This window comes from Prochlorococcus sp. G4PB17, from assembly GCF_059772445.1.
Map to the genome: position 1 here is coordinate 1,243,699 of NZ_CM186288.1, position 20,592 is coordinate 1,264,290.

Sequence of the window (20,592 nt, forward strand, 5' to 3'; positions counted from 1 at the left end):
CTACAAAGGATAAAAACAATATAGCCCTAACTAACCATGGTTGACATATTTAAAAAAACTAATAAACACAAAAAAAAGCCTACCCCTTTTGGGTAGGCTTTCTTAATTAAATCTTGTCTAGTTAAAGATTAACCAATGAAGATTGTATCAGCTGCAGCGGCTGTATCAGATAGAGCAGTAATACCTGTAACTCCAACTAATTTGATCATTGAATCATCACCAGTTGATGGGTTATGGAATACATAGGTATCTCCACTGAATTCAAAGGCTGCAGTATCACCAGCTGTGATTACGTTGGCAACTGCGGCTACACCATACCATTCAGCGATGGTGTTTACGTCGTCTGCATCAGTACCACCAAGAGAAATGATTCCGTTAGAAACCGTAGCTGTGATAATACCCGTTCCATTAACAGCGGCAGAAACGTTGATAGCAGTTGATTCGTCTGCGGTTACATCGAATGCAGCGGTAGTATTAACCAATTTATCCGCGTCAGCTAATGTAGCGGCGAAACCAGTAATTGCATCTGGAGCACTGGAATCTGAGTCATCAGTAGCAATGTTAATGATGTCAGATGCTGCAGTGGTTTCAGTCAAGGTAATGATGTCAGCACCTGTACCACCAGTAATGGTATCTGAACCGTAGCCACCGATAATGGTATCAACACCAGCTAAACCGGAGATAATGTCGTTACCTGCTCCACCTTTGATGTAATCAGTACTAGAACCACCAGTGAAGGTATCAGCAGAAGCAGAACCAACTACGTAGTTCAATCCGTTAGCAGCAAAATTGACACCTTCAATATTAGTTAAAGTATCTTGAACAGGGGAGTTGTTAGAAGACTCGGCATCGAATACATAGGCAGTCTTACCAGCTCCAACCTCAGTCAAGCCACCACCTAAGAACTCACCATGATAAGCGGTAATGGCTGCTGAAGTTATTGCCGAAGAACTCAAGTTAACAACAACACCTGTTGATGTTCCTGTACTTGCACCTTCAATAGTTGATGCAACCATGCTTGTTGTCTGGAAGAGGTCGGTACCTGCTCCACCATCAATGATGTCTGCACCAGTTCCACCAGCAATAATATCGGCACCAGCTCCTCCAGAAATGGTGTCAGCTTTTGTTGAACCAACCAGAGTATCAACTTTGCCTGAACCAGTGATGGTCTGAGCTTTGGTGTGAGAGATGGTTGACATTGTCAAACCAGCTTCTGTTGCAGCAGAAACAACTGTCATTCCTGAAGCATCAATAGTACCAACGGCTACAGCTGTATCAATGGTGACTGATTCAATACCGGTCACATTCAGAGTTTGAGCCGCACCGCCAGTCGCCTGAGTAATAGTTAAACCAACTGTTGCAGCTCGTAGTGTGGAGCTAGCAGTTACTTCGGTTAAATCAAGGTTGATAGTCTCAACATTTGCTATGGCTATGACACCGTAATCATCGTCAGCAGATTTCTTGAGGTTAACGTTAAGAACGTCAGAACTACCTGTTGATGCACTATTAACTGAAGGAGTCAGAATCCAAGTAACAGTACTTGGTCCGTCGGTGAGACATAGAGTGTCTCCTGAATCAAATCCAGTAAGAGCTTCATTACCTGTGTAAGCAGGAATAGTAACTTTGTTGACGGAATCTACAGTACCTAAGTCAAAAGTTGTGCTATTTAGCGCTTCGGATAGAAGAAGATTCTCTACGTTATTGAAACCTGCATTGAAAGTATTAGCTTCTGAAATGGTTAATGCTTTCAGAGCTGTTATTGAAGCATTGGTAATTGAAAGTGTGTCTGTTCCAGCTCCAAGGTCAATAGTATCGAGTGAACTTACATTTCCAGCAAATACAGCTGTATCATTACCTTCGCCGCCAGTTACTGTATCAGTACCTGCACCAGTGGTAATGGTGTCGTTACCAGCTCCACCGCTCAAGGTGTCATTTCCAGATCCACCAGTAATTGCGTCATTACCAGCACCACCGCTGATTGTTGAAGAAACGTCACCTTTCAATGTGTCATTTTTTGAACTACCAGTAATTGTGGTAATACCCTCAGCTGCAGCCACGTTCATGGTCAACGCACCAGTAGCTCCTGATGCATCAATTGTAGTTGCAGTAACTATTCCATTAGTAGCTGTAAGTGTTAAAGGGTTTGAACCAATAATTTTTAGAGCGTTAGTACCAATGTTTACAGCATTCAACAACTGGGCTGTTACGGTGTTGTAGCTTCCAGTATCAATAGTTACTGTCTCAAAATCAGTTGCTGTCAGGTTGGTAGCAGCGTTACCTATCTGATTAGAACCAGTAGCCAAGTTGGCGTTTTTGAAAGTTAAGGAATCAGAAGTTCCAGAACCAGAATCAACAACCACTGTGTCACCTGCAAGAAGCGCACTACCTAATACTTGGACAGTGAAGTCTCCAGGGACATTAATTGTCTGCGTGCGAGTACCAGTAGCAGCTGACTCTAAAGAAACAGTAGTTATATCTGCAGAAATAAGTGCAGGGTTAATGGTGTTGTCTTCAGTAGAAAACCCATTCAATGCAAGAACTTCAAAACCAGAGATGGTACTAGCTATTGAAGTAGTTCCTGTTAATCCAGCGGCAACGTCAAGAACGTCTACATCACTGATAAGTCTGTCAGTTCCAGAACCACCTTCATAACTATCAGCAGTTAGTGTTGAAGTTCCTTTTTGAGTAATATAACCAATAGTTAATGAGTCATCGCCGGCACCTAGATCAACGGTTCCTTCAACATCAGTTGCTACCAACTGAATTCCTATAGCGTCATTACCTGTACCACCAGTAATAGTTAAATCAGTTAAGTCAACAGAACCAGGGTTTGTAGCGTGAGACGTTGGATCAGCAATCCATGCAGTCAAAGCACCTGTAAAGGCTGATGCATCAACGGTTGTGACACTTGCATCAAGCGCAGTACCTGCAGCACCAATAGTTAGATTTTGAGCACCAGTAAAATTGACTGTAGTAACTGAACTAGTGATTAAATCTCCAATAGTACTTGCAGATCCAGTAGTAGCAACGTTAATAGTCTCAAAACCAGTACCGATTGTGACGATACCGTCAGTAGCTGCTGTAGCAGCAGTTCCACTCAAAGTAAGAGTTACAGAATCAGCCGTACCAGAGGTTGCTGCTGTTACGTAAGTAGCATTTAGATCAACATCAGTTGCGCTGGTCAAAGCCAACTTTGTACCAGAAGCAACATTAGTAAATGTAACTCCATCAGATTTAGTAGTTGTTGATAAACCGGATGCTTCTAGTGTTGTCGCACTGGAGTTAAGTGTATTTAAAGTTAGTGCGTGAGCAGCAGTTACATCGCCATCAGATAGAGCAACTGTAAGCGTTTCTACATTAGTTAAGGTGTAACCTTGTAATGTTGCCGCTGCAGAAATAGTTGCACTTACTGAAACCGTATCTGTACCAGCTCCACCATCAATTGTGTCTCCAGAAGTAAGAGTAGTGTTGAGTCCTACTATTGAATCGTTTCCAGCAGAACCAGTTACTGTGTCTTGAGCTGTTGTAAGGGTGTAAGTTTTACCAGCAGTTGATGTTGATTGAACACCATTAGTAGTGATAGTGGTAACACTTGCTGCTACACCAGCAGCTGTATGAGCTGTATCTTTATCGATACCAGAAAGGTATGTAATCGCCTCAGTTATATTTGCACCAGATACCCATGGATCTGAAGTAGTGGGTGCGTAAGCAAGTATTGCTGCTGTTGATTCTTTAACTTTTGCTGTATAAGCAATAGCAGCGTTAGTTCTATTTGTTAAAGCGGTTTTATCGTCCGAGCTACCAGAGTTATTTTGTGCAGCCCAAATAAGGTCATTTGCTATCTCAGCAAGCTGAAGATTCCCCAAGTTAATTTGCTGTGTCCAGTAAGTTAAACCGGTTACATCAGCTTCTCTATCAAAAAGGTTTTTGTAGATCTGATTTACTTGAGCTTCAACGGAAAGACTGCCGTAAGCATCCTTAAATTCGAGCTGAGCATACATGTCAGCAGCGAATTTAGAGGTTGTTATCCCTTTTGCAGTCCAGTAATCCAGACCTGTGGGATCAGCAGCTCGCCCGAAGTAAGCAACGTAAAGCTCTTGGAGTTGTGTGCTAGTCGCGTTGGCCATTGGGGAAAAAGGAGGGTTCTTTTGCTTGGGATCTCCGCATTAAGAATTGCGGCTATCTGTATTGGTCCGGCACTATATCGCCTGGACTGACAGAATCTCACGAAACTATAAGCTTTTATCACTAGATAGCAAGACTTATCGGTCAACAAACAAGGGAATGCAAACAATTAAATGAATAAAAATTTGGAAAATTTCAAAAACAAATCACAGTCTTTAGCACACTTCGAATATAGCATCCCATAGCTGGAAAAGCCTGCTGCATAAAGGTTTTGAAGAGATTGAAAGAGATGATATTTGCAAAATATTGACAACGGAGAAACGATTTTCCGTGAAACATGAAAATGGATAAATGTGCTAATAAGATCCAGAATTAAAAGTGCACACCTGACACAAAAATTGTTATCAAAGCTTAGTTTTTTGGATTTGAAATTGAGTTCAATCATCAGAAAAGGTAGAATTAAAGCACCTACAAAAAGTTTGAAACAAGTCAGGATTTAAAATATTGACAACTAAAACTGCTTTAATTTTAGGTTGCTATGGCCAAGATGGTTCATTACTATCCAAATCGCTTCTTGAGAAAGGATATAAAATATTTGGCATAACAAGATCACTAATAAAAAATCATAAAAATCACGTCTCGCTAGGAATTGAAAATGATATTGAAATCAGAGAAGGAGATATAACTGATTCAAAAACCATCAGAAAACTTATTGAGATACAAAAACCTAACACCATTTATAATTTAGCTGCTCAATCCTCTGTAGGACAATCATTTATCAATCCAACAAACACAATCGAAAGTATTGTTAATGGCTCATTAAATATTTTAGAAATAGCAAGGAATATTAAGTTTGATGGAAAAATATTTTTCGCTGGTAGCAGCGAGATTTTTGGTAATACTGACGAAGCCGCAGATATTAATCACAAACAATGCCCTAATAATCCTTATGGTATTGGCAAACAAACAAGCCTTAATTTAGTACGACTATACCGTGATATTTATAATATTAATTGTATGACTGGTATTTTATTTAATCACGAGTCTCCATTAAGAAATGAAAATTTTGTTACTCAAAAAATAATATCTGAGGCTATAAAATGCACAAAAAATAAATCACATACTTTCAAACTTGGCAATATAGACATTGCCAGAGATTGGGGTTGGGCGGAAGAATATGTTGAGGCGATGCAATTGATCACAAATTCAGAATTAGTAAATGATTATGTCATTTGCACCGGTAAGCTTACAACATTGAAAGATTTTGCAAAAACAACATTCAATTTATTAAATCTAAATTGGGAAAACCATATTATTATAGATGAACGTTTATTTCGTAAAAAAGATATCAAACGGAGCTTTGGTGACCCAAGACGCCTTTCATCAGATTTAAACTGGAAAGCTACCATAAAAGTAGAAAAAATTATCGAAAAACTAATTGATGCAAAAAATAAAAAAAAATGATTTAACTATTTATTTCCAAACTTTTTATTATAGAGCACAATCTATGCGCAAGATAAGAAAATCTCATAGCCTTTAATTTTTGCTTTCTATTACTTATATACGAAGAATCATAAGTCTCTAAATGATCGTTTTCAAACCATTTAAATAAACCATCAGCAAGATCTATTTTTGAAGTACCTGGAAAGAAATGAACTAAATGTTGAATATCATTAAAAATATTAATAGGAGTGACCATTACTGGACGTAAAGTTGCTAATCCATGTCTAACAGAAGCACTAGATGACTCCGAAGAGTATTGGTAGGGAAAAACAATTAAATCATATTTAGAGAGTATGGTGATTGTTTCGTTATCTGTCATATAATCTGGGCAAATATTTATCTGAGTACTAAGACCTAAATTATTTATTAAAGATTTTAGTTCTTCAAAATATTCACGAAAATCATCGTTATATATAGCTGAATAAATATCTAGTTCAACATCAAAGTTTTTATCTCTTAATATTTGTATAGCATAAATAATTTCCTTGAAACCTTTATTTGGCAAACAAAATCCGTATGATGCTATTTTCTTCTTATGTTTCTTATATAATCTTTTAAAAAAGAAATTTAATTTACTATTACTATGATCAAAATCCAAGATACCATGTGGAAATAAAGCAACATTATCAACTAAACCCAAATTCTTTAACCGATTTAAATCTGGAATTGTATGGACTAATAATCTATCACATTTTTGGAATGCATCCACCAGATATTTAAGAGATTTTGAGCAATCATTCTCTGGATCTGTAGTTGAATGAAGAAAAACAATAATATTAATTTTACTTGCAGATAATTTATGAATCAGATCTGATAAATTACTAAAATTAAAGAATCCATAATTAAATTGAATTACTACTGAAGTATATTCAGATATTTGAATATTATCAAATAATTGATTTAAATCTTCTGGATTTGAGGAATTAATATTCCATGTTGGGAAAATATTATCTTCAATATAATTGTCCAGAGATTCGTTAATTGGAGAATAGACAGATACATCCTCATACATTTTATCAATCAGATGGCGAGAATATGAAGCAATGCCACATCTAGAATACCAAGTACTTATCCAAGCAATTTTAGGGACATGGTTAATCAAAAAATTAGTAGAATTATTCACAAACTCAATATTTTTAGATGCAACTTTATCCCAAGTAAAATGTTTAATAGTTGATTGAGCTAGATCTGTCTTTAAATCTCGTTCGGCTTTTGGCATCTCATAAAGGTTAGTAAGTAAGTTACTTAAATGATCAATAGATGGTTCCGCCCAATAAGAATTATCTAGATTAAAATGTGAGTTTACATTAGCAAACTTATAATTTATCAGCCAACTATTTTTCGCATTACAAAAATCTAATTGACCTCCCCAACCCGTTGTGATTACTGGGATACCTAACAGCATTGCCTCAGCAATTGGCAAGCCAAAACCTTCACCTCTACTAGGAGCAACCAAAACATCAGACTGAAGATATAAAGATTTTATTTCTTGATCTGTAAGTTCTTTTTTTATAATTAGAACATCTGGATAAGAAGGGTTAATATCTATTTCATTCTTTAAAAGTAACTCTAAATTATTATGCGGATTTTGAAATGTTTTAATAACCAATGTCACATTATCGTCCTGATCAAAAGTCTTGCCATAGGCCTTTAATAAAATGTCAATACCTTTTCTATAGAAGCAAGATGAAATATGCAATATTTTATATTTTTTGGCATCAAGTTTATATTGATTACAAGATTCCAGATTGTTCAGATGATCAATACCTAGACTAGTAACTTTAATTGGTATTTTCAGTCCATTGTTTATGAGGATTTTTTTTACTATATTAGACATAACACTAATGCCATCTAAATTTGCATTAAATTCGTTAATCCATTGTGGAGGGAATTCAGATTCTTCCCAACCATATGAATGCATAAGTTTAAATTTTGCATCTAAATTATTAGTTCTTGGAGGATACAAGTTCCTGCTAATTACATCAGTTTGATCTTCAAATCTATATGAATCTAAATGAAGTTTATATATACTTGGATATTGTTTTAGAAAATCAATATTAGGTTCATAATCACCAAAACCTTCGGTATTTTTTATTAAAACGCGATTGATATGCCTCGTTAAAGCTTTAGTAAAATTCCTATTTAAAAGAGCCAAGCTATAACTAGAATCAAAAGGCCCCTCAACTTTCCAAGAATTTATTATTTTCTTCTCCGGTGAAATCTTCTTCAAATAATTTTCAATTTGCTTGCAGATAAGATCAATTGATGCAGAAACCTCACCTATTAAATACTTATTACTATTAATTTGTAATAACTTATCTTCAAGTATTTTTGTAAATAAAATATCTAAGTTCTTTTTATTATTTGAATGAAGAATATTTAAGTCGTATCTATCATAACTTAAAGGATATTTATTAACTATTGTCGTCAAAGCTTTTATGGCTTTTTGAGCAGAAGATGACCATGAAAATTTTGTACATTGGATCTTAGCATTAGTAAGCAATGAAGTTCTAAAAGTCTCATCGTGAAGTGCTTTTTCAATTAGATTTCTAAGTTCTAAAATATTTGTGGGATCAAATAAAGCTTTGTCATATCCAATCACTTCTGGAATACTGGTGCGATTAGAACCTATGACCGCAGCTCCACAGTTCATAGCTTCTAAGACTGGTAATCCAAAACCCTCATGTAATGAAGGAAAAATAAATAATGAGCACTTTCTATATAAATTAGCTAGATACTCATCAGAGACATATCCAATATGGATGATTAAATTAGGATTAATTTTAAAAAGCTCAGTCCATTGATTAATTAATTCAATCTCTTGAGGCAACAACTTACCACATAGAACTAATTTATACTCACTAAATCCTATTGATAATAAACTAAAGGCTTCTAAAAGACTTTTTAAATTTTTACGCGGATCATTTGCTCCTGAATATAATAAAAAAGGTAAATAAGAGTCAATTTCTTGATTGCTTTGATATTCAGTCAAATGATTAGTATTAAAAATATTGGAATTGCAAGCAGAAGAGATATTAAAAACATCATCTGAATCAATTGAAAGATATTTTATAGCCTCTTTTGCAGAGGAATTAGATATGGCAAGTAATCCTTTAACTTTTTCTATCTTATTAAGTTTAGATTTATAATATTTAGAAAACTGAGGATTACTATCTAAATATAAATTTGAATGTATTAATGGGATTAAATCATAGAAAATTGAAACTACTGGTGTTTCTAATAATTCATAATCGAAATCAGTCAAACAATTATCTGAGAATCCCTCTAGAAAACTTGTAATTAAGATGACATCCGCATGTAAATTTGCAAAAGCAAATGATCTTAATAAGGAACCTAGTCTAAGTTTTACATGATCTTTAGAAACATAATCTAATGGACAAGGTGCATACCACTGAAAATATGTCACATGATTAAAGTCTATTGCATATTGAAATTCAGATTTCAAATCTGGAAGCGATGCATTAGCAACTAAAATAATTTCTAAATCAGAACCTATCAATATAATATTTTTAATTATTTCTAGAGAATATCTACCTATACCTCTTGATCTGCTACCAACACTTTGTATTCCTTGTATATCAATAGCTAGTCTCATTTATTTTTTCTTCTTCTATTCAATATTTTACTGTAATCCTGTGATCTAAAAGAATTATCATGATACATTAATAACATTTTATTAAATCTTTTAGACTCATTACTCAAATTCAAAATCTTATTTATTTTATTCTCTATTTGACCTTTACTTACAGTAATTTTATTCAAAAAGATATACCTTAATATTAAATTAATTATCCTTAGAAAAGTCTTCGAAAAAAAAATTCTACGCATAAAAGCATACCTAGCCAAAAAATCAAATACAGTATTAAAGACATAAAGAATCTTTTTCTTTATATAACGTAATATCTTTATTATTAGATTTGAAAATTTATTTAAAATATTTAAAATATATATAAAAAATCTAAGTTGATTTTTAAGGTTAATGAATTCTTTATATATCTCTCTATTTTTTTTGATCTCTTGTTTTAAAATAGAAATTTCATTAATCAATCTATCTGATTCAAGATCATATTCAATAGCTGCTTGAAGTGTAGTCATTCCCTGCTCTAAATCTAACTCCCAACTTGGAGAGGGAGAAGAGAATATTATATCTGAAAATTTTTTTGTTTTAACAGCTATAAAAGCTACATCTTGAGATATTCCATTTAAAATTCTGGTAATTTTTAATGGATTAGAGTCATGCAAAGGACCACTATTAATAAAATAATTCTTTACATAATTAAAACCAATCTTCTCTAGATTAAATATTAAACTATCGGTATTAATATGATTAATATGGGTTGAATCAAGATAGAAAGTATTAGTTGAAATAATCAAATTATCGATACTAGGAGTTTCCATCAATAAAACTCCTTTGTCTGAAAGTACTCTATAACATTCTTTCATCAACTCAAATAATCTAGAATTATCTAAATGTTCAATTAAGTGAAAGATTGTTATCAAATCAACTGACTTATCCGATAACTTATTTAATGATCTTATCGCATCACCCTTTATTATATGAACATCATTATCTATACATGAGTTGATCATATTTGAATCATTTTCAATACCTACTATATTAGCAACCTTTTTCTTCCATTTCCTCAACCATTCACCTCTACCGCATCCAATGTCAATAAACTTAGGCGAATCATTATTGATAATTATCAACTCAATTAAAGAATCATAGATTGAAAGTTTCTTAATTAAGTCCTCTTGTTTGCCACGAAATTTATTTTCAAAATCTAAATAAAAATTAGAGTCCATATTCTTGAAACAAAATTTTAAACTTTTTTTAAGAGAAACTTGTTTTTGATTTGATCTTATTGAATTAACAAAATTCAAGACTTAAACATAGTATGTAATGCATGTAATAACTAGAATCATTATCTCATCATGTTGCAATCAAATGAATAATTTAATACTAGTAAAGCATGCTGCAGGGGCTCCTGGTTTGAGATTAATTGGCATGGGTCCGAATTTCTTACCTCAAAAAGGCCTAATGCAACTTCAAAAACTATTTAATGAGAATAGTTTCTGGGCAAAAAAGCGTAGTAAGAAAACAATTAAAAAAATGTTATCTCAAAGTGCTGTTATAACAAGCATTTGGCAAGGTAAGAAACTGATTGCATTCGGCAGGGCTACCACAGATGCAACATTTCGTTCGACTTTATGGGATGTAGTAGTTGATAAAAATTATCAATCTCTGGGAATTGGCAAAAAAATTGTAGATTCACTTTTGCAAAATCAACTAGTTTCTAAAACTGAAAAAACATATGTCATGACCACACATTCTGAAAATTTTTATGAAAATATCGGCTTTGAAAAAGAACATAATCAAACATTAATGATTTTTAAAAACCACAAATCACAACCAATGGATCAGACTTAAAGCGGATGAAGAGATTCGAACTCTCGACATTCTCCTTGGCAAGGAGATGCTCTACCACTGAGCTACATCCGCAATCAGAAGATGTTACTTCTTAGATAATAAGAGCATGCCTCAAAAGAGGGTTTCAGGTCAAATCATTTCTGGTTAAAAGAAATAATTCAAACAACCGCCTTCATTAATGAACCCATTTCTAGCGCTTGCAAGGCATAACTCCAACCTAAATTATTTTTTATTCCTGCTCTCTCTAATGCTTGCTGCATTGTATCTGTAGTTAAAACCCCAAATATGATAGGTATTCCAGTGTCTCTTGAAACAGTAGCGATCCCTTTACTCGCCTCAGATACTACAACATCAAAGTGTGGGGTATCTCCTCTGATTACCGCTCCTAAAGTTATTACAACCTCATATTTTCCTTTTCTTGCAAGTTCTTGAGCAACTATTGGCAGTTCAAACGATCCAGGTACCCACGCAATATCTAATTGAGAACTTGTCTCTGACACGTCAATGCCATGTCGAGATAAACAATCCAGACATCCACTTAAGAGCTTATTGGTTATTAAATCATTAAACCTTGCCACAACAATAGCCAAACGCAAAGTCGATGAATTCTCGAAGGTACCCTCAATTGTTGCCATCTTCTAAATACTTCAATTACAAAACAACACTAACCTCTTGAGAGTAAATTTAAAACATATTAATCAAAAATTACTCTATATTATGCAATCTCTAATCAAATAACATTACCTATATATTCATTTGATGAGTGATGTATTCACCCACTAATGCCTGAAGAAGGACCAAATGGAACCATACACCAGCAAGAATTTCGATCTTTTTTATATTTGGATTTCTATTATCCTCAGGATTAGTTTGGGTCATATAGAAAACTGGTACGCCAATGACCAGTAATAAAGAAGAAAATAAAAGTGCGTTCGCGACGATGGAATTAATAGCCAGCATGGGAAATGAAGCTGCAGAAGAATTTCTGATGATTTGATAATTCTCCCATGTAACTGTGTTTTTATCGTTGGTCTCTTAATATTTGTAGTGAGGCTTCACATGCAAAAAATAATTATTCTTCTAATATGCGGTGATTGAACATTGAGAAACTAAATGGCTGCCAGCCCAAACCCTATACAAGGCAGTCTATTTGGTGGCAACGAGCATAGAGATATTAATGAATCCGAGCAAACCAATATTTCTCAAATATCTAACGAATATCTTTCACATCAACAATTAAAAGAAGACGCATCACGGCGACCTCGGCTAAAAAAGCAGTCTAAAAAAACCAATCAATTAACCGATCAGGATTGGTTTTCTAATGGTGAAATTGAAGAACCCAAGTGGACACACCATAATTTGCCAAAAATTGAGGATCTTACCCCTGCATTGAGGCATTATGTAGAAATAAAGATTGATAATCCTGATCGCATTCTGCTTTATCGACTTGGTGATTTCTTCGAATGTTTTTTTGAAGATGCAATCACAATGTCACAGCTTTTAGAAATCACACTTACTAGCAAAGAGGGTGGCAAAAAAATTGGCAAAGTCCCAATGGCTGGGATTCCACATCACGCATCAGATAGATATTGCACGGAACTTATTAAAAAAGGTTTATCAATTGCTATTTGTGATCAACTTGAAGCTGCACCAACAAAAGGAAATAAATTAATAAAAAGAGGAATAACGAGATTAATCACACCTGGAACAATATTAGAAGAAGGAATGCTAACAGCGAAACAAAATAATTGGTTAGCTTCTGTGCTAATTGAATCTAATTCTAATCCAGCAATAATAAACTGGTCGCTAGCAAGGATAGATGTCAGTACTGGTGAATTTATTGTTGAAGAAGGTAAAGAAAGTAATAATTTACGTCAAGAATTAATTAAGTTAAAAGCAGCTGAGGTTATATCAGAAAAAAACTCAATCTCAATTAAAAGTTGGCATGAGGGATTAATAGATATAACAGAATTTAAACAAACTTCATTTTCTATTTTAGAAGCTAAATCAACCATTAAAAGTCATTATTCATTAAATAATATTGATGGATTAAGTATATCTTCTAACTATCTATCAACTAGGGCAGTTGGAGGGTTGATTGCATATTTAAATAAAACTCATCCAAAACTTAATATTGAAGGTAAAAATGATATAAAAACAAATTTATGTATTGATTTTCCTCAGATAAGAAATACAAAATCTGGATTAATTATAGATAATCAAACAAGAAAAAACTTAGAAATTACTTCAACTCAAAAAAATGGGCAATTTCATGGCTCTTTACTATGGGCAATTGATAAAACATTAACTGCAATGGGTGGCAGATGCATAAGAAGATGGGTCGAAGAGCCTTTAACAAATATTGATTCCATTCAAGATAGACAAAAAATAATTGGATTAATGGTCCAATCATCAACTTTAAGAAGAAATATTCGAAAAACTCTTAAAGCCATGAGTGATTTGGAACGTCTTGCAGGGAGGGCAGGGGCCCAACAAGCAGGGGCAAGAGATTTAGTCGCAATAGCAGAAGGGATTCACCGTCTACCTATAATTAAAAAATATCTTATTAACCCAATATTTGAAGAAACTAAATATTTCGACTCAATTATTAACTTAGATAAAGACTTAATGGAACTTGCAACAAAAATCAATAATGAAATCATTGAAAATCCACCATTAAGTCTGACAGAAGGAGGTCTAATTTATGATGGAGTCAATCCTATTTTAGATGGACTAAGAAATCAACTTGATGATCATAATTCATGGCTGAAAACTCAGGAAATACTAGAAAAGAAAAACAGTAAAATAAATAATTTAAAGCTTCAATATCATCGATCATTTGGATACTTTTTAGCAGTAAGAAAAACAAAGTCTATAAATGTTCCAGATCACTGGATTAGAAGACAGACCTTAACTAATGAAGAACGTTTTGTAACACCAGGTCTGAAAGAAAGAGAAGGAAAGATTTTCCAGATAAGAGCAAGAATATCACAGCTCGAATATGAACTTTTCTGTAAGCTAAGAATCCTTATAGGAAATAAATCAAACATAATTAGAAAAGCAGCAAAAGCAATTGCCTGCTTAGATGTTCTATCTAGCCTAGCCGAATTAGCCGCGACAAATCATTATGTTCAACCTAAATTAGTTAAGAAGAAAGATCAAAGTAGTTCAAGACAATTATCTATTATTGAAGGCCGTCATCCGGTAGTTGAACAAATTTTAGTAGATAAAGTTTTCGTTCCTAATGATGTCGAACTGGGATATAAAACTGATCTCATAATTCTTTCAGGCCCGAACGCAAGTGGAAAAAGTTGTTACTTAAGACAAGTAGGTCTTTTGCAAATCATGGCTCAAATAGGTAGTTGGATCCCAGCCAAATCATGCACTTTAGGAATTGCTGATCAACTTTTTACACGTGTTGGAGCAGTAGATGATTTAGCAGCAGGCCAATCAACTTTCATGGTTGAAATGATTGAAACAGCTTACATTCTGAATAAAGCCACCGAAAATTCATTAGTTTTATTAGATGAAATTGGACGAGGAACATCCACTTTCGACGGTTTATCAATTGCCTGGTCAGTAAGCGAGTTTTTAGCAAAAAACATCAAAAGTCGCTCAATTTTTGCGACACATTATCATGAATTGAATCAAATTTCTGAATATCTTGATAATGTAGAAAACTACAAAGTTCTTGTCGAACATAAAAATAATTCACTTTCTTTTCTCCACAAAGTTGAAAGAGGAGGAGCAAGTAAAAGTTATGGAATTGAAGCTGCCCGTCTTGCAGGAGTTCCAAATGAAGTAGTAAATAAGGCAAAGAACATATTAAATAGTCTTGAAAAAAACAATTCCAAATCTATTAAAGTAACTAAACCAATTGATATCTAGAAATAAAGCAAATAATTTTTTTAATTTAAATCTCTGCAAGTCTCAATAAAGCATTTACAGTAGCCGCACCTATGGATGCTCCTCCTTTAGATCCCTCAATAAGAATATATGGACATTGACTTTTTAACAATCTATTCTTACTCTCCGAAACACCAATAAATCCTACTGGCATTCCTACAATTAAGCTAGGTTTTTTACAGCCTGCTTCAACAAGATCTAATAGAGAAATTAAAGCTGTTGGTGAACTTCCAATCACCACTAATGGAGAATTTAATTTATTTTCTTTTTTCTCAAAATCCAACCACATTTTTTTCATACCTATCGCACTTCTAGTTGTCAAAGTTGAATCAACAGGTTTAGAAGGAGCCATAGCTAAAATACATTGAATATCAGTATTTAATGTCCTTTGAGCCATAGGCGATATTGCCGCTTCTGCCATATAAGTATCAGTCAAAATTTTGGCACCGTTCTGCAGCGCATTAATAGCATCTTCACAAGCAGTAGGACTAAAGCGTAGGCATGACTGCAAGCTAAAATCACCACTTGAATGAATAATTCTTTCTAAAATTGATTGCTGAAGCTTATTAAGGCCTGTGAAGGCTAGTTGAGATCTAATATATTTAATACTTTCAATAAAAATTGGATGTTCAGGTGTTTTCACAGTTGAATTTCTTTGGTTAATTTAAGAACAGATCTTTTATCAACATATATCTTAGTGATGCCAATACATTTAATATGGGGAGATGATTATGAAGCAAGCAATAGGGAAATAGAAGAAATAGTTCAATCAGCTATTGATCCAATATGGAAAAGCTTCAACTATAGTCAAATCGATGGAAATGATCAAAAGCAAAATTTCAGAGCACTTGAAGAAATTCAAAGTCCTCCACTTGGTAACGGAGGCAGAGTTGTACTAGTTAGAAGAAGCCCATTTTGTAACGGCTGCTCTCTAGAACTTGCTAATAAACTTGAAAAAGCAATCAAATTAATTCCTGATAATACACATTTGATTTTAAATAATTCAACTAAACCTGATAAAAGACTTAAAACGACTAAATTATTACAAAAACTTATCGAATCTAATACCTTTTCTAATGAAAAAAGTTTTAATCTTCCACTTCCTTGGGATATGAATGGGCAACGAAATCTAGTGGAGAAAATTGCGCATAGATTAAATTTAAAAATGAATAATGAAACAATAGATTTGATAATAGAAAGTATAGGCAATGACAGCTCTTTAATTAATACAGAACTTCAAAAAATTGCATTACTATCAGAAGCAACTAATAAAATGCACAAGATAAATAATCAAACAATCATCACAAAACAACTTGTTAAAAAGCTAATTCATCATAATTCCACTAATGCTCTTGAAATTGCAAATATCTTACTAAAAGGAGAAAGAGCGGTTGCATTAAATAAAATAAAATCTTTGCTAGATAATGGAGAACCAGCTTTAAGGTTAATTTCAACTTTAACAGGCCAATCAAGAGGATGGCTTTGGGTGCATTTATTAGATTCGCAAGGAAATCAAGACGTCAAAGAAATTGCCAAACTTTCTGGTATTGCCAATCCAAAACGTATTTTTGTAATCCGTAAACAAATCCAAGATATATCATTGGAAACTTTGCTTAGATTGATGAAAAAACTTCTAAGAATTGAAGCGTCAATAAAATCGGGAAATAATCCACTCGACTCTTTTAAAGATAATCTGCTAACAGAGAGTAAAATTGTTACTAGTTACTGAAATAATTAAAAAGTTCACGAGAGTTCAATGTCCATACTGGTTCAAAAATTTGGCGGCACCTCTTTGGGAAGCGTTGAGCGAATTAAATCAGTCGCGCAAAGAATTAAATCAAATAAAGAAACAGGACATGATCTTGTTGTGGTTGTATCGGCAATGGGACATACAACTGATGAGTTAACCAAATTAGCATCACAAATAACTAGTCATCCCCCTCATAGAGAAATGGATATGCTCCTATCAACAGGGGAGCAAGTTTCAATATCCTTATTGACAATGGCATTGAATGAATTGGGCATACCAGCAATATCATTGACTGGAAATCAAGCTGGAATTATTACAGAATCAGCTCATAGGCGCGCAAGAATTCTAGAGATCAGAACAGAAAGAATAAAAAATCTTGTAGAGCAAGGTAAAACTATAATTATTGCAGGATTCCAAGGAACCAGTCTTGGCATGGGAGGGATTCCTGAAATCACGACTTTAGGAAGAGGAGGATCAGATACTTCTGCAGTAGCTTTAGCAGCGGCTCTTAAATCTGAAAAATGTGAAATTTATACTGATGTTTCTGGTGTTTTAACCACCGATCCAAGAATTGTAAAAAATGCACAATTAATGAAAACCATTAGTTGTGATGAAATGTTAGAACTTGCCAGCCTTGGAGCTGCTGTTTTGCACCCTCGCGCAGTTGAAATAGCCCGAAATTTTGGCGTAACTCTTGTAGTGAAATCAAGTTGGGACAATCTTGATGGGACAACATTAACCAGCAATAAAAATAATGCTATTTCTAAGGGTGGAATAGAGCATCGAAGTCCTGTTGATGGATTAGAGCTAATAGAAAATCAATCAGTTATTGCAATATCTAATATCCCAGATCGACCAGGTATAGCTGCTGATTTATTTGAATCCTTATCTGAAGGAGGAGTAAATGTAGACCTTATAATTCAAGCATTACATCAAATTAATAAAAACGATATTACATTTACTGTAGATGAGAACGAGTTGGAAAATGCATATTTTCAGTGTAGAAAACTCATTGATTGTATCGGAGGGGAAATATCTACCCAAAAAAATCTAACGAAAATCAGTATCTATGGAGCTGGCATCATGGGGAGACCCGGCATAGCTTCTTCTTTATTTCAAACACTTTCTGACTCTGGTATTAACATACGTCTAATAGCAACAAGTGAAGTAAAAGTAAGTTGTGTTATTGATTCAGAAGCAGGTAAAAAAGCTTTGCGTAGTGTAGGAGAATTTTTCAAACTCAGTGATAAGAAAATTACTCTTAATCCAATTGTTGAAAATAACAACGAGCCACCAGTAAGAGGAATAGCTTTAGATAAAGATCAAATCCAAATTAGTGTCAAAAATGTTCCAGACAAACCAGGAACTGCATCTACAATATGTTCAACTTTAGCAGAGAAAAACATCTGCCTAGATACAATAGTTCAATCTGAAAGAAAGCATCAAGATAAAACAAAAGATATTAGTTTTACATTAAAGAAAAATGATACAAGAGAAGCTAAATTTGCTCTAGAAACGCTTTTATCAAAATGGAAAGGATCCAAGCTAGAAGAAGGTAAGGCAATAGTTCGAATTAGCGCAGTAGGATCTGGAATGCCATTCACCAAAGGTACAGCTGCTAAAATATTTAGAGCACTAGCAAATAAAAAAATCAATATAGAGATGATCGCTACCAGTGAAATAAGGACTACTTGTATTATTTCAGAAAAATATGGTGAAAAAGCGTTAAATGAAATTCATTCTTGCTTTAAATTAGGGAAAAGTGATCAATAATTAGTATATTAATTACCTATTAATCTATGGCGTAATTTCTTGATACGATCTCTAAGAATTGCAGCCTTTTCAAAATCTAAATCTTTAGCAGTTTTTTTCATCTTAGATTCCAATTTTTCTATTAATTCAGGTAGAGAATCTAGAGATACACCCATATCAGATTCCTTAGAACTTTGATCGATTAACTTATCTGCAATATCAACAAAATCATCTGAATTACCATCTTGATTTAATCTTCTAGATAACTCTAAGAAGGAAAGAATTGAATTATTGGCTTTTTTACCAGCTGGTTTAGGAGTTATACCGTTCTGAATATTATAAGTCTCTTGTATTTCTCGGCGCCTTTCAGTCTCGCTAATAGCCTTAGCCATAGAATCAGTCATTTTATCCGCATAAAGCAAAGCCAAACCCTCCACATGCCTTGCTGCTCGACCAATTGTTTGTATCAATGATCTTTCGGCCCTTAAAAATCCTTCTTTATCAGCATCTAGAATCACCACGAGAGAGACCTCGGGCAAATCCAAACCTTCCCTTAAAAGATTCACTCCCACTAATACATCATATTCTCCAAGTCGTAAATCTTGAATAATTTCAATTCTTTCTATTGAATGAATTTCTGAGTGTAAATAGCGAACTCTTATTTTGTTTTCAGATAAATAATCTGTAAGATCTTCGGCCATTCTTTTCGTAAGTGTTGTAACTAGTATTCTTTGATTTTTCTTTGCTCTTTTTCTAATCTCAAAAAGTAAATCTTCAACCTGTCCATTGGTGGGACGTACTTCAACTAAAGGATCTAAAACACCAGTAGGCCTTATTACTTGTTCAACAATATTTCCTGTACTCTGAGATAATTCCCAATCACCAGGAGTTGCACTTATAAAAACAGTTTGTTTTGCCTTATTCCAAAATTCAATATCTTTTAAAGGACGATTATCAGCTGCACTTGGTAATCTAAAACCGTGATCTATTAATACTTTTTTTCTTGATTGGTCACCATTGTACATAGCTCTTAATTGAGGACAAGTGACATGACTTTCATCAATCAGTAACAACCAATTCTTTGGGAAATAATCAATTAAGCACTCTGGCGCAGAACCTGGATCTCTCCCAGATAGATGACGAGCATAATTCTCAACTCCATTGCAATAACCTACTTCCTTTAACATTTCTAAATCGTAAATTGTCCGTTGTTCTAATCTTTGTGCTTCTAGCAATTTACCCTCTTGATTAAGATAATCTAATCTATCTTTTAATTCTTTTTTTATTGCTTTAATTGCAGCATCTAGGCGATCTTTGGGTGTTACAAAATGTTTTGCTGGATATATATTAATAGAATCTAGTTTATTTAATATTTCGCCAGTAGTTGGATCGACATAGCTAATACTTTCGACATCATCTCCAAATAATTCAAGTCTTACAAGTCTGTCATCATATGCTGGGCCTATTTCTAATACATCTCCTCTAACTCTAAATCTGCCTCTACTAATTTCGATATCATTACGTGTATATTGATTGGAAACTAATGATCTAAGGCAAGATCTTAAATCAATACTTTGACCAACTTGAAACTTTACAGAAGCCTTTAAGTATTCACTTGGAATTCCTAAACCATATATACAACTAATTGAGGCAACAACTATCACATCATCTCTTTCAAATAAAGACCTAGTCGCAGAGTGGCGTAACATGTCAATTTCTTCATTTATTGATGAAGTCTTAGCTATATAAGTATCACTTACTGGAACATAAGCTTCTGGCTGATAATAGTCATAATATGAGATGAAATATTCAACAGCATTATTAGGGAAAAACTCCCTTAATTCATTGCATAATTGAGCTGCAAGTGTTTTGTTATGAGCTAAAACCAGCGCGGGTCTTCCAGTTTGCGCGATCAAATTAGCTATTGTAAAAGTCTTTCCTGTTCCAGTTGCACCTAATAAAGTTTGAAACTTTTCCCCATCATTTACACCTTTAACGAGCCCTTTAATAGCTCCAGGTTGATCGCCTTTGGGAACATAAGGAGCTTGAAGTTTATATTCAGGCATATTCTTATTTAATACTAAAATTAAACAAATTTATTAAT

General features: G+C 33.9%; 12 protein-coding genes and 1 tRNA gene. 5 read left to right on the forward strand and 8 right to left on the reverse strand.

From position 1 onward, the window contains the following. Window positions 1-128 precede the first annotated feature (128 nt). Window positions 129-4,127: a DUF4214 domain-containing protein gene (locus AC6EJB_RS07325; protein ID WP_498490678.1), complete on the reverse strand. Its 3,999-nt coding sequence runs from the start codon at window positions 4,125-4,127 to the stop codon at window positions 129-131. A gap of 502 nt (window positions 4,128-4,629) precedes the next feature. On the opposite strand from AC6EJB_RS07325, the gene AC6EJB_RS07330 reads away from it, so the two are divergent. Then, entirely contained in the window at window positions 4,630-5,589 is a 960-nt protein-coding gene (locus AC6EJB_RS07330; RefSeq protein ID WP_498490679.1) for a GDP-mannose 4,6-dehydratase, read from the forward strand. A 1-nt stretch (window position 5,590) separates the two neighbouring features. On the opposite strand, the gene AC6EJB_RS07335 is transcribed toward AC6EJB_RS07330, so the two are convergent. After that, window positions 5,591-9,244: a glycosyltransferase gene (locus tag AC6EJB_RS07335; RefSeq protein ID WP_498490680.1), complete on the reverse strand. Its 3,654-nt coding sequence runs from the start codon at window positions 9,242-9,244 to the stop codon at window positions 5,591-5,593. Continuing rightward, the gene (locus AC6EJB_RS07340; RefSeq protein WP_498490681.1) at window positions 9,241-10,455 is read right to left on the reverse strand and encodes a class I SAM-dependent methyltransferase; all 1,215 of its coding nucleotides are present in this window, start codon (window positions 10,453-10,455) and stop codon (window positions 9,241-9,243) included. Before AC6EJB_RS07340 ends, AC6EJB_RS07335 begins: the two co-directional genes overlap by 4 nt. 142 nt (window positions 10,456-10,597) lie before the next feature. Between AC6EJB_RS07340 and AC6EJB_RS07345 the strand changes: the two genes are divergently transcribed. Further along, window positions 10,598-11,080, forward strand: coding sequence for a GNAT family N-acetyltransferase (locus AC6EJB_RS07345; protein WP_498490682.1), 483 nt, complete (start codon window positions 10,598-10,600; stop codon window positions 11,078-11,080). On the opposite strand, the gene AC6EJB_RS07350 is transcribed toward AC6EJB_RS07345, so the two are convergent. The 3 genes from AC6EJB_RS07350 to psbZ form a co-directional block, all read right to left on the reverse strand. Beyond that, a tRNA-Gly gene (locus AC6EJB_RS07350) sits at window positions 11,081-11,152 on the reverse strand. 86 nt (window positions 11,153-11,238) lie between these two features. After that, window positions 11,239-11,715, reverse strand: a complete 477-nt coding sequence (gene ribH / locus AC6EJB_RS07355; RefSeq protein ID WP_498490683.1) for a 6,7-dimethyl-8-ribityllumazine synthase — start codon at window positions 11,713-11,715, stop codon at window positions 11,239-11,241. Between the two features lie 109 nt (window positions 11,716-11,824). Beyond that, complete coding sequence (gene psbZ, locus AC6EJB_RS07360) at window positions 11,825-12,022, reverse strand: photosystem II reaction center protein PsbZ (RefSeq protein WP_498492985.1); 198 nt, start codon at window positions 12,020-12,022, stop codon at window positions 11,825-11,827. Between the two features lie 171 nt (window positions 12,023-12,193). Here psbZ and mutS point away from each other — a divergent pair, with 171 nt between their 5' ends. Further along, window positions 12,194-14,968: a DNA mismatch repair protein MutS gene (gene mutS, locus AC6EJB_RS07365; protein WP_498490684.1), complete on the forward strand. Its 2,775-nt coding sequence runs from the start codon at window positions 12,194-12,196 to the stop codon at window positions 14,966-14,968. A gap of 25 nt (window positions 14,969-14,993) precedes the next feature. Here the strand turns inward: mutS and AC6EJB_RS07370 are convergent, their stop codons facing one another. After that, entirely contained in the window at window positions 14,994-15,629 is a 636-nt protein-coding gene (locus tag AC6EJB_RS07370) for a precorrin-8X methylmutase (RefSeq protein ID WP_498490685.1), read from the reverse strand. 57 nt (window positions 15,630-15,686) lie between these two features. On the opposite strand from AC6EJB_RS07370, the gene holA reads away from it, so the two are divergent. Beyond that, window positions 15,687-16,715, forward strand: a complete 1,029-nt coding sequence (gene holA / locus AC6EJB_RS07375; RefSeq protein ID WP_498490686.1) for a DNA polymerase III subunit delta — start codon at window positions 15,687-15,689, stop codon at window positions 16,713-16,715. Between the two features lie 27 nt (window positions 16,716-16,742). Then, on the forward strand, window positions 16,743-18,509 hold the full coding sequence (locus AC6EJB_RS07380; protein WP_498490687.1) for an aspartate kinase: 1,767 nt from the start codon (window positions 16,743-16,745) through the stop codon (window positions 18,507-18,509). An 8-nt stretch (window positions 18,510-18,517) separates the two neighbouring features. Here the strand turns inward: AC6EJB_RS07380 and uvrB are convergent, their stop codons facing one another. Beyond that, window positions 18,518-20,554, reverse strand: coding sequence for an excinuclease ABC subunit UvrB (gene uvrB, locus AC6EJB_RS07385; RefSeq protein WP_498490688.1), 2,037 nt, complete (start codon window positions 20,552-20,554; stop codon window positions 18,518-18,520). Between the last annotated feature and the right edge of the window lie 38 nt (window positions 20,555-20,592).

What these genes read in the sequence shown, in the direction of transcription:
- AC6EJB_RS07325 (WP_498490678.1), bottom strand. Translation starts at nt 4,127, where the DNA reads ATGGCCAACGCGACTAGCACACAACTCCAAGAGCTTTACGTTGCTTAC.
- AC6EJB_RS07335 (WP_498490680.1), bottom strand. Translation starts at nt 9,244, where the DNA reads ATGAGACTAGCTATTGATATACAAGGAATACAAAGTGTTGGTAGCAGA.
- AC6EJB_RS07340 (WP_498490681.1), bottom strand. Translation starts at nt 10,455, where the DNA reads ATGGACTCTAATTTTTATTTAGATTTTGAAAATAAATTTCGTGGCAAA.
- AC6EJB_RS07345 (WP_498490682.1), top strand. Translation starts at nt 10,598, where the DNA reads ATGAATAATTTAATACTAGTAAAGCATGCTGCAGGGGCTCCTGGTTTG.
- ribH (WP_498490683.1), bottom strand. Translation starts at nt 11,715, where the DNA reads ATGGCAACAATTGAGGGTACCTTCGAGAATTCATCGACTTTGCGTTTG.
- mutS (WP_498490684.1), top strand. Translation starts at nt 12,194, where the DNA reads ATGGCTGCCAGCCCAAACCCTATACAAGGCAGTCTATTTGGTGGCAAC.
- holA (WP_498490686.1), top strand. Translation starts at nt 15,687, where the DNA reads ATGCCAATACATTTAATATGGGGAGATGATTATGAAGCAAGCAATAGG.
- AC6EJB_RS07380 (WP_498490687.1), top strand. Translation starts at nt 16,743, where the DNA reads ATGTCCATACTGGTTCAAAAATTTGGCGGCACCTCTTTGGGAAGCGTT.
- uvrB (WP_498490688.1), bottom strand. Translation starts at nt 20,554, where the DNA reads ATGCCTGAATATAAACTTCAAGCTCCTTATGTTCCCAAAGGCGATCAA.